Here is a 13962-nt window from a genome sequence, read left to right as displayed (position 1 = left end):
TTGTTACTTCTACTTTAATTTTGTTTCAATATGTCAAAGAACTTTAAATACACCATTTGTATTTCTGTGGAGAATATCGGAGTCGAACCGATGACCTCCTGCGTGCAAGGCAGGCGCTCTAGCCAACTGAGCTAATCCCCCATAAACGTTGTGTAGTCCTGCGCAGATTTGAACTGCGGACCCCTACATTATCAGTGTAGTGCTCTAACCAACTGAGCTACAGGACTATTACTACCTATCAGCTTAGCGGTGAAAACACCCTAACGCTATGGGTTATGGTATAAATAAATTTATGAAAACAATCAGTCAGGAAATACAGAGCAATTCCTTATCGAACTACAATATCTATATTAATACTTCCAATCTCTAGAAAGGAGGTGTTCCAGCCACACCTTCCGGTACGGCTACCTTGTTACGACTTAGCCCCAGTTACCAATTTTACCCTAGGACGCTCCTTGCGGTTACGTACTTCAGGTCCCCTCGGCTTCCATGGCTTGACGGGCGGTGTGTACAAGGCCCGGGAACGTATTCACCGTAGCGTTGCTGATCTACGATTACTAGCGAATCCAACTTCACGGAGTCGAGTTGCAGACTCCGATCCGAACTGAGACCAGCTTTAGAGATTAGCATCCAGTCGCCTGGTAGCAGCCCTTTGTACTGGCCATTGTAACACGTGTGTAGCCCTGGACGTAAGGGCCGTGCTGATTTGACGTCATCCCCACCTTCCTCTCACCTTACGGTGGCAGTCTCGCTAGAGTCCTCAGCTTAACCTGTTAGCAACTAACGATAGGGGTTGCGCTCGTTATGGGACTTAACCCGACACCTCACGGCACGAGCTGACGACAACCATGCAGCACCTTGTAAATTGCTCCGAAGAGAAAGCCTATTTCTAAGCCGGTCAATCTACATTTAAGTCCAGGTAAGGTTCCTCGCGTATCATCGAATTAAACCACATGTTCCTCCGCTTGTGCGGGCCCCCGTCAATTCCTTTGAGTTTCATTCTTGCGAACGTACTCCCCAGGTGGATTACTTAATGCTTTCGCTCAGTCACGCACGGTGTATTGTGCACAACGAGTAATCATCGTTTACGGCGTGGACTACCAGGGTATCTAATCCTGTTCGCTCCCCACGCTTTCGTCCATCAGCGTCAATGTTAGCTTAGTGAGCTGCCTTCGCAATCGGTGTTCTACGTTATATCTATGCATTTCACCGCTACATAACGTATTCCGCCCACCTCAACTAAATTCAAGGCCTTCAGTATCAATGGCAGTTCCGGAGTTGAGCTCCGGGATTTCACCACTGACTTAAAAGCCCGCCTACGGACCCTTTAAACCCAATAAATCCGGATAACGCTTGGATCCTCCGTATTACCGCGGCTGCTGGCACGGAGTTAGCCGATCCTTATTCTTACAGTACCTTCAGTTCACTACACGTAGTAAAGTTTATTCCTGTAAAAAAGCAGTTTACAACCCATAGGGCCGTCATCCTGCACGCGACATGGCTGGTTCAGGCTTGCGCCCATTGACCAATATTCCTCACTGCTGCCTCCCGTAGGAGTCTGGTCCGTGTCTCAGTACCAGTGTGGGGGACTATCCTCTCAGACCCCCTAAGCATCATAGTCTTGGTGAGCCGTTACCTCACCAACTAACTAATGCTACGCATGCCCATCTTTTACCTCCGTAGATTTAATATCCAAACCATGCGATTCAAATATATTATGCGGTATTAATCCAAATTTCTTTGGGCTATCCCCCAGTAAAAGGTAGGTTGCATACGCGTTACTCACCCGTGCGCCGGTCTCTAAGCAGCAAGCTGCTTATACCCCTCGACTTGCATGTGTTAGGCCTGTCGCTAGCGTTCATCCTGAGCCAGGATCAAACTCTTCGTTGTATAAAAACTTTTGTTATAATTCTGCTCATGAATGTATTAAAGTTATCGTAATTCTTTATTGACAAGGTATTATTCTTGTATTTACCTAACTTGTTGTTTCCAATATTTTCAAAGAACTTTTCCCGGCCGTTTTTCCCTTACTTAAAAAGGCAACCCGTTCTAAAATTTCATTCTTAACAAGACAGCCGTTGCTGTCCCTAAAAGCGAGTGCAAAGATAAAGAAATAAATCCTAAACTTGCAAATCTTTTTTTAACTTTTTTTTTCAAGCTAATCTCACTGCAAACCCCACGTTTCCTAGTGGCTCACGAGTTCGTTAACTCTTAAAGCGGGTGCAAAGATAAATCATTTAATTCAACATATCCTAATCCCAAAGTAAAAAAAATTCAAAAAAATAAACCAAGGCTTTTGTGAAATCAAAATCACTCCCAAAAACACTAAAAAAACCAGGCACCTTCCGTTGAAAGCGGTGCAAAGATAAACCATTATTTCTCCCAATTCCTAATCATTTTTAAAAGTATTTTGAAACATTAACTTAACTCGCTGGAAACCTGAGCAAATGTTTTTCGATAAAATCAAAAAAGAAAAACTCTACTGTACTTTTTGCCCCAAACATGCATTTTTTTAACCTGGAAATGAAAATGATTTAATCTCCGAAACAAAAATACAGCCTGTATTTATAAGTTGTATTAAGAAGTGCTAATGAAAATTTAAAAAGCAAAACTTGAAATGTACTGGGTTAAGGATTGTAGTGGATACTTCACTGCGAAATTAAAATGAAACAAATAATTGGAAATGGATAAGTTTTAAGAAAACAGCAACAATACAGAAAAGAGTATAGCGAGGAGTAGAAACGGAAAGCCTGACCCGAATTTATGAGGGAAACGCCCTAAACTAAAAAAAACCTTCCCGAGATGAGAAGGCTTGCTGTATTATAGGTCTTTTTAAGATTCTTTATTGTCTCTTTTCATTTGCCAGGGGAAATTGTTGCCATGCGGCGCACCAAATTCCTTAGCGGTAATTTCGTCAATTTTCATACGGTATACTTCTACATTACGAACGGCTGGCGTGTTGTAGGTGAATTTGTGATCTGTATAATTAGCCATGGTAATGTTCAGCGCATCAACTTTTTGATCCATATCGATAATGAACTCGATAGGACCACGTGCCACAACACTTTTTCCTTTCATGCGGTAACTGCATGCCATGTGCACATCCTGATAAGCCAAAACTGGAGGTGTGCAAAAAGTAACACATGCTTCCGGGTTCAATTTTAAACAATCTATTAGTTTTCCAAAACCTGCTCCGTGTAAATAAATGTAATTATCGTGAAAGCCAAAGTTCATAGGAATAACATATGGTTTGTTTTCCGGATCGACTACTCCCAAAAAGCAGGTATCGCATGAGTTGATAATTTCGTCGATTTGCTCTTTAGATTCAATAAATATGGTCTTCATATATATGTGTTTTATTAGATTCTATGATATGGTTCGATTTCCCAGTTCTTTTGAAATCGCATTTTTTATTTGATCGAGCACCATTTTTTGCTTCATCAGTTCCATCATTCGATCGGCATTACCGGTATCCTGAGCTTTCTGCATTTCCTGCATAACCTCCTTCATTAACAAACGAACCTTTTTCCCTTTGTATTCATTCACCAATTTAGGAACGATCTCTTTCAGTTTCATTTCCTCTGATTCGACAACACTTTCGTTACGGGTCCACAAACCGCTTAATTGATGGGGTTCGCTAAGAATATCGGCAGCTAACTGATTTACCTTCTCATTGGGATGATCGCGAAAGAAGGTTTTTGTATTGAAATCTTCTTTTTCCATATTTTCACCGTACTGATCGAATACCAATTGATACAACGGATTGACTGATTCCAGTTCATCATTGGAGAGCTCTGTAATAATATACTGTCCAACCAGCAACTGCTCTTCATTTCCGGCTTCGTCTTTCTGACTATAGAGAATTTCACTTCCAAAATTGAGCAATATTCGAACCAATGCCCGTTCCTCCAAATCACATTCATTTGCTGAACGCAGAAATGCAGAATTCTCCGACAACTTATCTGTAGTCTGATCTTCCGGTAAATTGGATCTTTGTTCATTCTTCCAGCTATCTTCTTTTACTCTATGAATTATTTTATTGATTTCGGTATACAATACTCTTTCATCCACATTTAATATATTACTGCACTCCCGCACATAAACCGCACGAACAATACCATCTGGAATTATGGCAATGGAACGCACAATATCGATAATAAGATTGGCTCTCTTTACCGGATCATCTTTTGCATCTTTTAAAAGAAGATTGGTTTTGAAAACAATAAAATCACTCTCATTCTTCTCGATGTATTCCATTAATTCACTTGCTCCCATAGTTCTGGAAAATGAATCAGGATCTTCGCCTTGAGGCAATAGTAAAACTTTTACGTTCACTTCCTGTTCCAATACCAAATCGATTCCCCGAAGTGAAGCTTTAATACCTGCGGCATCGCCATCGTATATAATGGTAATGTTATTGGTAAACCGTTTAATCAAACGAATTTGATCGGCTGTAAGAGCCGTTCCCGATGAAGCAACAACATTCTCGATTCCTGCCTGATGAAATGAAAGTACATCGGTGTAGCCTTCAACCAAAAAACACTTTTCGTTTTGAACGATGGATTTCTTAGCCTGAAAAATGCCGTACAAAATCCGGCTTTTGTGATATACTTCTGATTCGGGGGAATTTAAATATTTGGCTGCTTTGGCATCATTTTTAAGTATTCTACCACCAAATGCCTGAACCCGGCCTGCAATTCCGTGAATCGGAAAAATAACTCTTCCGCGAAAGCGGTCGAGCAATCGGTTTTCTTTTTCGATGCTTAATCCGGTTTTCACCAGATATTCCTTTTTATAACCACAATCAAGAGCATGATTCGAAAAAGCATCCCAAGCATCTAAACAATAACCGACCTGAAACTTCTTAATAATATCATCTCGAAATCCGCGTTCCCGCATATATCCCATTCCTATGGCCATGCCTTGAGCATGCTCATACAAATTCTGGGTAAATGATTTTTGAGCAAAAGAATTCACAATCATCATACTCTCCCGATCATTCTTTTGTCGTTCCTGTTCGGGCGAAAGCTCTTTTTCAACAACCTCGATGTGGTATTTTTTCGCCAGATATTTTAATGCACCCACATAATCGAGATGCTCATGTTCCATAATAAAGTTCACGGAATTTCCACCTTTTCCACAACCAAAACACTTGTAAATGCCTTTGGCAGGAGAAACGGTAAAGGATGGCGACTTTTCGTTATGAAAAGGACACAATCCCAGGAAATTAACCCCTCTTTTTTTTAGAGTCACGAAATCGGAAACTACTTCGGCAATTTCGGCAGAGTCGAAAATTCGTGCAACTGTTGACTGATCAATCATAGCAACAAAAATAGGAAACAAGATTGATAAAAATGGAAAGATCGGCAGATTTTAGAAATTCTAAATTAAACCCAATCAGAAAAACCATGTAATCATTCTCTTGAAAATTCTTCCGGAATCGAAAATAATACCAACAACAATTCGCTCTACATTTTGATGGACATAATTTATTTGATTAAATTCAATACTTGAATTTGTATTAAAACCATAAAAAAACAAGCAAGTCAACACATTATCAAGATGTAAACCCATGAATAGAATCATTATAACAATCGCAATTTGTCTGGCAGGAATCCAGTCATTCTCACAAGAACACTTGCCAAGCGCATCTGACTACAATAGATTTCACAACACAAAAACACTTGTGGTTTTGGAAGATAATCTGTTTTCCGATTTTAATGACAAAATAAAAGAAGCGGTTAAACAAAACTGGACCATTACCGAGTATGAATTTATTTCGAACGCAGAATTCGAAAAACAACGATTCAATCCTAAGTATTCATTTTTAGTAACAAGTATTGTTACTTTTAATAAAGACAAAACCAATGCCAAGTACAATTTTTTAAGTCTGCTTTTGGGAGGACAGGCAAATGTTATTGGTGATATGCCTGACCTGTGTTCAATCCCATTATCGTATGTGCAAGTTGATGAAGAAAGTTACATTTATAAACTCACCTCTTTGGTTCTGTTTATGCAAAACCATATTGCACTGGTGACTAAAAATTCTGACATTATATCTGAAAACATACTGAAATACTACAATAAAAACAGTTCCGAAACTAAAGACAAAACTCTCTATTTGCTAAAGAATGAGATGGATGATAACGTTAATTCCACAGCTAAAATACGAAAGATATATCCTGGCAAAGTGAAATTGGTAGAAGCCAATGAAATTGAGGAAGCCATTCGAAATAAGAACAACGATATTATCTTTTTGCATAAAGTTGGCCCCGAAAAAACTAAAAACAAGGCCAGATGTTTTAAAATACTTATTGGTACCGACGACTCAAAGTTTTATTATTTCGATTACCATATGGTAAAAGGCAAGCGAACCGACAGATTTTTGGGGAGTGATTTTAAAAAGTTAGCAAAATAAATATATGCTCATATTTGCTTTAATTTGTTTAAAGAGATAATTGCCTGAATTGATAAATTTTGAACGACCTTATTTTATGACTAAATTGAGTCGAAAAGATCTATTTATTGTATGAAAAAGTTAGTTGTATTAAGCGGTGCCGGCATGAGTGCTGAAAGTGGTATTCGAACATTTCGTGACATGGGTGGTCTTTGGAAGCAATACGATGTAATGGAAGTTGCCAGTCCTCAAGCATGGAAAAAAAATCCAAATTTAGTACATCAATTTTACAACGAACGTCGTAAACAATTGTTTGATTGCTTGCCTAATAAGGGGCATTTTCTTATTGCAGAACTTGAAAAACAGTATGAGGTTGAAATTGTTACTCAGAATGTTGATGATTTGCATGAACGAGCCGGAAGTTCAAATGTATTGCATCTTCACGGTGAGTTAAAGAAGGCTAGAAGTACAGTTGATCCTAAATTAATTTATGATCTAGATCATTGGGAACTAAGTTTAAACGACACTTGTGAAAAAGGTTCACCATTGAGGCCTCATATTGTGTGGTTTGGAGAAAATGTTCCGGCAATTAGCGAAGCGGTGGCTATTGTTAGTAAAGCGGATGTTTTTGTGATTGTTGGAACTTCATTAAATGTGTATCCGGCAGCAGGTTTAATCGACTATATTCCAAATAAAACACCTGTTTATGTTATCGATCCTAATCAGCCATTAATGCGATCAAACAGAAATATTACTTATATTAGAGAAAAGGCGAGTGTTGGAATGGAAAAACTGTTCGAACTTCTTCATTAAATACCATTGAGTTATGAAAAAACAAGTGCTGTTACTACTATTGGGAATTTTAGTTTTGACTTCTTGTAATCATTATGAATCGAAAGTACCAATATCGCCTTCGGGTAATTCTGTAATCGAAAAAAGTTTATTGGGAGAATGGATTCTTAGTTCCGAGAATAAAAAAGAAGAAGCATCAGGTTATATCGAAGTGATTCCTTTTAATGATACCGAGTACCTTGTTCAATTAAAAGAAACCGCAGACTCATCCAAGTATATTGAATCAATTATCAACATTAGAATGTTTTCATCGGAAGTTAACGGGAACGTTTATTTGAACATGGAATTTATTGGTTCTGAAAATGATAAAGGCTTTATGATTTACCGCTACAAGCCAATTGCCGGGAATCGTTACAAAGTCTTCTTTTTATCAAAAGATCAGTTTAACAAGGTGTTTCCCAACTCGAAAAGCTTTAAGGAGTATATTGAAACACACTCGAAAGAATTTGATAAATATTTTGAGGTGGAAGGCATTCTCGAGCGAAAAATAAAATAAAAAAGGGTATCCAAAAAAATCGGATACCCTTACTATGTAATCTAATAATATTCTAATTACAAATCGTCATTCTCCAAATCGCCCGCATCATTTCCTGTAGTAAAATCGCGGGATGCTTTCAGAAGATTTCCTGAATAAAGCACAAGATTTTTGGTTTCATTGATAATTCCCAAATAAAGAACCGAATTTCTGGTTCCAACTTTCTCAGCCTTAATTCTTCTAATTTGCTCTTTTCTAAACTTATTTAAAGATGACAACAAATCTTTTTGCTTTCCAAAAGCCTTTTCAATTTGATCCAAATCATAGTTGTTATCATTTAATAAACGATTTATGGTTTTGAAGAAATCTTCAAGTTTTGCCTGGATTCTATTTAGCTCATCGATTTGTTCAGGAACCAATGATTTATGATTGTTGTCCACATAATCGAAAGCAGGTTCAGCAATAAAATTAATCGAGTGAGCAATTTCTCGCAAGTAATCAAGCAATTGAACGTAAAATGGTCCTGTTGTAATGCTGTCCTCAGAAAGTTTTTGAACAACCAAAGGAACCTTGTCTTTCAGCGATTTAGCTTCTTTATCGAGCTTCCTAACCTTTTTTAGAGATTCTTTAAGAGTACTGCGTTCTTCAAAAGCCAAACCATTAACAATTTTAGCATAAACCTTAGGAATCTTAGTAGTTACAACCGATACTGCATGAGTAAGCTGTTCGAAAATCTCTCCTTTACTAATAATAGAAGCATCCTCTTCGTCTATTTCTTCGACTGAGTCTTTACTCTTCGATTTGCGTTTATGAAATACATGAGAACGCACAACGAAAGCAACAGCTACAGCTAATAAAGCAACAATAGCGTATCCTCCAAGCCAATTAATTAAACTTGCAAAAATAAACGCCGCGGTAAAAGCAAAAAAAGCTGTAAAAAACCAACCTCCAATTACAGTAAGTACTCCTGTAATTCTGTAAACTGCAGAATCTCTGTCCCAGGCTCTATCGGAAAGTGAAGAACCCATTGCAACCATAAATGTTACATAAGTTGTTGACAAAGGTAATTTTAGAGATGTTCCTATCGCAATTAAGATACTTGCAACAGTAAGGTTTACCGAAGCACGAATCATGTCGAAAGCTGGTACATCCTTTTTATCAATACCTGCCGGAGCTGAAGGCTTGGTAAATCGTTTTTGAATCCCCTGCTGAAACTTAACTGGTAATATACTTTTAAAACTACTATTTGCAGACAAAGAACGTCTCACCAAAAGACGGGCAAAAAAGGATGATCCAAATTTTTCATCGCCTTCATTCTGATTACTTAATCCGATTTCTGTTTCAGTAACTGTTCTGGCTTTTTTAGAAAACCAAAGAGTAATCGTCATTATTAAGCCGGCAATAATCAACAAATAAGTTTCTGTTTTCACTTTGTCGCTTAAAATCTCCATTGTCATTCCATAAGGATCGGTACCTGGATTTGCTATAAATGCCTGAAACGATTTGAAACCCGCCAATGGAACACCAATGAAGTTAACTAAATCGTTACCAGCAAAGGCCATCGCCAAAGCAAAAGTTCCAACCAAAACAATTACTTTTAAAATATTTAAACGAACAAACCATACCAAAGCCTGCAAAACGACTGTCCATCCAACAAAACAAACCAAAATAATTGTCAGTGTGTTTTCTTTGATCCAAGTAAGTGTTTCTTTCGTAATAAATGAAGAACCCTTAGCTCCCTTGATTAAAATAAAATAGGTAATTGCGGTAATTGCAAACCCTCCAAAAAGGGCTCCAAAATACTTAAAAGTTTTTTCAAACTTGTAAGTAAAAATCAAGCGGCTAATGTACTGCACCAGAGCACCAGAGAAAAAGGCTATAACCACACTCAACAGGATACCTGTAATAATCGCCAATGCTTTTGCCGAATTGATGTAACTACCTAAATCAAGCATTGTCTGATCAGAAGAGTTCATGATCTTGACAACGGCCACAGCCACAGCAGCACCCAGTAATTCGAAAACAATCGATACGGTTGTTGATGTTGGCAAACCTACGGTATTGTAAAAATCCAACAGAATAATATCTGTTAGCATAACCGCAATAAAGATGATCATGATTTCTGCAAAGTAGAATTGATCGGGATGAAATATCCCTTTACGGGCAACTTCCATCATTCCACTTGAAAAAGTGGCTCCAACCAAAATTCCAAGACTGGCAATTGTTAAAATAGCCCATCGAGGGGCTGCCTTGGAGCCAAATGCAGAGTTTAAGAAATTAACGGCATCATTACTAACCCCAACAATAAGGTCAGAAATAGCCAGTGCAAAAAGCACTACTACAATAATTAAGTAAAAGTTCTCCATGTTATAAGTTCGTAAATTCTCCGCAAACATACAAACACATGGAGACGCTAATATTTCACAAATATTATCTTTGTGTTAATTTAATGTTAACACTTTTACACCTCTGATTTATTAAGCTTTACTAAATAATCTGCGGTAGCTAAATTTAAAGCCATTGGTACATTATTTATTACGCATGTTCTTATTAAGGTTTGAATATCATGCTCATGTCCGTGCGGTGTTTCAGCATCTATTAAGAAAATTACTTCATCTACTTTCCCTTCCAATATCTGAGCGGCTAAAAGAATATCCCCGCCATTAGGACCATGACCAAAACCTTTAACCTCGAGATCCAAAACTGAATTCAATAATTCTGATGTATTTGTAGTCCCAATTAATTTATGCTTTTTAAGCTCATCCTTATGCCTTTTTACCCAAGCAAGCATAACACTTTTCTTTTGATTGTGAGCAACCAACGCGATTGTCTTCATACATTTATTTTTAAATTGTTTTGTAATTTAATATATTTCACAAAGTATGATCTGATAATCCTTTTTTAAAGCAATAATTCATACTTTTATTAGCGTTTTGTCAAAGCATTCGGGTATTTATTAAAAAGCCACTGCGAATAAATTGATCCAACTAATGAAATAACAAATAAACGAAGTATTATTGAAATCATTAATAAAATTGTAAATTTGTTACTATAATATTAATCCTACCCTTATGAGAAAATATATTAAAACCGCATTTATTGTTTCACTTATTCTTTCAATTAGTGTCTCGGCCTGTAAAGATGAAAAAAAGCCTCCTGTAAAAAAAGAAGTTACTGAAAAGGTGAAAGCAAAAAAAGAGACTTCAAAAGCTGAACTCAAGGCAGAGCCGGCAGTAGCTAAAAAGAAACTTGAACCTGTAGTTGAACAAGTTCCAAACAAATATTTTTTAATTTTAGCTAGTTTTCAAAATATAGAGAATGCAGAACGTTTGCAGCAAAAATTAATTAAGGAAGGATATCATTCTGAAATTTTCAAAGCTGCAAATGGTTTTCACCGGGTTTCCTATAAAGCTTTTTCAGATCGCACTCTTGCTTTTCAGGAACTAAAATCAGCAAGAGCATCCGAGGAAAATAAAGAAAATTGGCTTTATATTAAACGATGATTTGAAACTTAAAATCGAAATGGTAAAATTTAACTTCTTTTTAATTCTTGTATTTCTTCTTTTTTCTGGATGTAAAGATAAAAAAACAGTAACTCCGATTGAAAAAGGGAAGCTTGCTGAACAGACAGCAAAACGATTGGTTCCTGAATTAACCCCTGAACCTGACAAGCCTGATCCAAAACTTACAAGTGAGCAAATTGCTGAAAACAGGAATTCTTTTGATTATCACATTGTAGCTGCCAGCTACAATAATATAGGTCAAGCTGAAAATTTTAAAGATAGATTGTACCAAAAAGGATACCCAAGTATTGTAATGGAAAAAAACGGTAAGTTTCGTGTTGTGATGCAATCATTTAATAAAAAAGAAACGGCAATTAAAGAACTGATTCGCTTACGGAAATTGAATAAAACACCGGATTTGTGGTTGTTACGCCAATAAATAATAGAATTTTACAGTAGAAGCATACTAGAACAAATCGTTACTAAACCAATTATAAAACCTGCGTAAACCTGAGATGGAGTATGCAGGTTTAATTTTAACCGGGAATAAGCAATTAGTCCTGCAAGAATAATTCCCACCATAAATACAAGTTTCAGAGAACTGGAATAAAGTATGGTAAAGGCAATTACCATTCCTAAAAACCCCCCAATACCTGCCATATGCAAACTAATTTTCCACTTTAGTGAGATAAGAGTTACAATAAAGATGGAAATAATAGCTGCCAGTTGTAAATTAGCGATTACCCTTGTGATTGGAAATTTAAGCAACATGTAATAACCTAAAAAATAAAATAGTATTGTCAATACCAGGGGAATGAGTCTTTCCTGACGTTTTTCCAAACCAATATCTGAAATTATATTCTGATTCTTCAGTAAAGGCAAGATACTTAGGGGCAGTAATACCGTTGAAATTGCTACAATCATATAAATAACACGCACCAATTGATGGGGCGCAAAGTCAAGGTAGGTTCCTGAATGAAATATTACAAAAACAGAAATCAATGGCATTAACATTGGATGTGCCACTCCTGATATTATTCGGGCGAAATTCATATATAGTAGATTTGAGATGCAGGATAGAAGATGTGAAAAAATATTTACATCATTTATCCAAACTCTTTAATAAAACAAAGGTGCAAAGATAATTGTCTTTGCACCAACTCGTTTATTCTTTAACAAAATTTATAATTCTTTTCTTAATCTGGCCACAGGAATATTTAATTGTTCCCTGTATTTAGCTACAGTACGCCTTGCTATCATATAGGATTTCTCCTTTAAAATAAGCGCTAACTTATCATCCGTTAATGGCTTTTTTTTATCCTCATTATCAATACATTCATGCAGTATTTTCTTTATCTCACGAGTCGACACCTCTTCTCCCGAATCGGTTTGCAAACCCTCGGAAAAGAAATATTTTAAAGAAAAAATACCAAAATGAGTTTGTATGTATTTCGAATTTGAAACCCGTGATATTGTTGAAATATCGAGTCCTGTGATTTCAGCAATATCTTTAAGAATCATTGGTCTGAGTTTACGTTCATCACCTTCTAGAAAATATTCCCGCTGAAAATCAATAATCGCGTTCATACTTATCAACAATGTATTTTGTCTTTGTTTAATTGCATCAATAAACCATTTTGCTGAATCGAGCTTTTGCTTCACAAACATAACGGCATCTTTATTCTCTCTTGACTGATTTTTTTTATTCCCGGAATAATCCTCAAGCATTTCGGAATAAGCTCTGCTAATATGTAATTCGGGAACATTTCGTGAATTCAGGCTAAGCATCAAATCACCATCTTCCTCTTCCAATATAAAATCGGGAATGATAGTAGGCGATGCTTTATCTAATGGGTTATTAAATGTGCTTCCCGGTTTTGGATTTAACTTTAAAATTTCGTCAACAGCACATTTAAAATCTTCATCGCTTGCGCCAACTCTCTTCTGAATTTTATCGTAGTGCTTTTTGGTAAACTCTTCAAAATTCTTTTTCAGAATCAGCTTAGCTAATTTTACATCTGGATTAAATTTGCCTTTGCGTTCAATCTGAAGAAGCAAGCACTCCTGCAGGTCACGTGCACCAACTCCTGCGGGATCAAAATCCTGGATTACCCGCAACAATTCCACTAATTCTTCATAGGAAGTCTCAACCCCCATAGAGAAAGCCAAATCATCCACAATGCTTTCAATCTCTCTTCGAAGGTATCCGTCTTCATCAATATTTCCAATCAGATACTCCGTTAAAGCATATTTTTCAGGAGTAAGAATGCGCAATCCTAACTGTGATATCAGTAATTCATGAAAAGTTGTTCCTCCCGAAAAAGGAATTTCTTCGTGCTTATCGTCTTGCGAATAATTTTGTGCAGAAAGCTTATAAGATGGAGTGTCTTCATCATTCATATAATCTTCCAAAGAAAACTCTTCCTGGTCTTTGTCTTTCTCGGGAGTTTCATCAGATTGATTGTCATCATGATAATCTTCTTCATTATTTCCTTCTTCCAGAACAGGATTCTCTTCCAACTCTTTTTTAATTCGCTCTTCAAGCTGCAAAGTTGGAAGCTCCAACAATTTTATCACCTGAATTTGCTGAGGTGATAATTTCTGTAATAACTTTTGCTGTAAACTTTGCTTTAGCATACTGATTCCGTTCTTTTTTTTGAATGAAGCAAGGTACATATTCTCTTGTGAACTTACAAGAAGATCATCGTGCAAGAACAATTTTCAAGCCAGAATAG

11 protein-coding genes, 2 tRNA genes and 1 rRNA gene are annotated in these 13962 nt (G+C 36.8%); 5 read left to right on the top strand and 9 right to left on the bottom strand.

Going from position 1 to position 13962, the window contains the following annotated elements:
* Positions 1-67: 67 nt before the first annotated feature.
* The 5 genes from ACKU4N_RS01190 to dnaG form a co-directional block, all read right to left on the bottom strand.
* Positions 68-141: transfer RNA gene (locus tag ACKU4N_RS01190), tRNA-Ala, on the bottom strand.
* 12 nt (positions 142-153) lie between these two features.
* Positions 154-227 (bottom strand) — tRNA-Ile (locus ACKU4N_RS01185).
* Between the two features lie 143 nt (positions 228-370).
* Positions 371-1890 (bottom strand): 16S ribosomal RNA (locus ACKU4N_RS01180).
* A gap of 942 nt (positions 1891-2832) precedes the next feature.
* Complete coding sequence (locus ACKU4N_RS01175; protein ID WP_320020297.1) at positions 2833-3345, bottom strand: pyridoxamine 5'-phosphate oxidase family protein; 513 nt, start codon at positions 3343-3345, stop codon at positions 2833-2835.
* A 21-nt stretch (positions 3346-3366) separates the two neighbouring features.
* Positions 3367-5322: a DNA primase gene (dnaG, locus tag ACKU4N_RS01170; RefSeq protein WP_321319773.1), complete on the bottom strand. Its 1956-nt coding sequence runs from the start codon at positions 5320-5322 to the stop codon at positions 3367-3369.
* Positions 5323-5572: 250 nt separating this feature from the next.
* Between dnaG and ACKU4N_RS01165 the strand changes: the two genes are divergently transcribed.
* The 3 genes from ACKU4N_RS01165 to ACKU4N_RS01155 all read left to right on the top strand — a co-directional run bounded on the left by ACKU4N_RS01165 (position 5573) and on the right by ACKU4N_RS01155 (position 7745).
* On the top strand, positions 5573-6418 hold the full coding sequence (locus ACKU4N_RS01165) for a hypothetical protein (RefSeq protein ID WP_321319772.1): 846 nt from the start codon (positions 5573-5575) through the stop codon (positions 6416-6418).
* 111 nt (positions 6419-6529) lie between these two features.
* Positions 6530-7210 carry an SIR2 family NAD-dependent protein deacylase gene (locus tag ACKU4N_RS01160; protein WP_321319771.1) on the top strand — a complete coding sequence of 227 codons (681 nt, stop codon included), beginning with the start codon at positions 6530-6532 and terminating at the stop codon, positions 7208-7210.
* A gap of 13 nt (positions 7211-7223) precedes the next feature.
* On the top strand, positions 7224-7745 hold the full coding sequence (locus ACKU4N_RS01155) for a hypothetical protein (protein WP_321319770.1): 522 nt from the start codon (positions 7224-7226) through the stop codon (positions 7743-7745).
* A 56-nt stretch (positions 7746-7801) separates the two neighbouring features.
* Here ACKU4N_RS01155 and ACKU4N_RS01150 read toward each other — a convergent pair whose 3' ends face one another.
* Together ACKU4N_RS01150 and ACKU4N_RS01145 are read right to left on the bottom strand one after the other, a co-directional pair.
* The gene (locus ACKU4N_RS01150; RefSeq protein ID WP_321319769.1) at positions 7802-10090 is read right to left on the bottom strand and encodes an inorganic phosphate transporter; all 2289 of its coding nucleotides are present in this window, start codon (positions 10088-10090) and stop codon (positions 7802-7804) included.
* 95 nt (positions 10091-10185) lie between these two features.
* Complete coding sequence (locus tag ACKU4N_RS01145) at positions 10186-10560, bottom strand: methylglyoxal synthase (RefSeq protein ID WP_321319768.1); 375 nt, start codon at positions 10558-10560, stop codon at positions 10186-10188.
* Between the two features lie 235 nt (positions 10561-10795).
* Between ACKU4N_RS01145 and ACKU4N_RS01140 the strand changes: the two genes are divergently transcribed.
* Both ACKU4N_RS01140 and ACKU4N_RS01135 read left to right on the top strand, forming a co-directional pair.
* Complete coding sequence (locus ACKU4N_RS01140) at positions 10796-11227, top strand: SPOR domain-containing protein (RefSeq protein WP_321319767.1); 432 nt, start codon at positions 10796-10798, stop codon at positions 11225-11227.
* A 19-nt stretch (positions 11228-11246) separates the two neighbouring features.
* A complete protein-coding gene (locus tag ACKU4N_RS01135; protein WP_321319766.1) occupies positions 11247-11666 on the top strand; it encodes an SPOR domain-containing protein in 420 nt (139 codons plus the stop codon).
* An 11-nt stretch (positions 11667-11677) separates the two neighbouring features.
* Here ACKU4N_RS01135 and ACKU4N_RS01130 read toward each other — a convergent pair whose 3' ends face one another.
* Both ACKU4N_RS01130 and rpoN read right to left on the bottom strand, forming a co-directional pair.
* Positions 11678-12280, bottom strand: a complete 603-nt coding sequence (locus ACKU4N_RS01130; protein ID WP_321319765.1) for a phosphatase PAP2 family protein — start codon at positions 12278-12280, stop codon at positions 11678-11680.
* 129 nt (positions 12281-12409) lie between these two features.
* Positions 12410-13864, bottom strand: coding sequence for an RNA polymerase factor sigma-54 (gene rpoN / locus ACKU4N_RS01125; RefSeq protein ID WP_321319764.1), 1455 nt, complete (start codon positions 13862-13864; stop codon positions 12410-12412).
* Between the last annotated feature and the right edge of the window lie 98 nt (positions 13865-13962).

The organism is Labilibaculum sp., from assembly GCF_963664555.1.
Lineage (GTDB): Bacteria > Bacteroidota > Bacteroidia > Bacteroidales > Marinifilaceae > Labilibaculum.
This window is presented reverse-complemented; position numbering and strand designations above follow the sequence as displayed.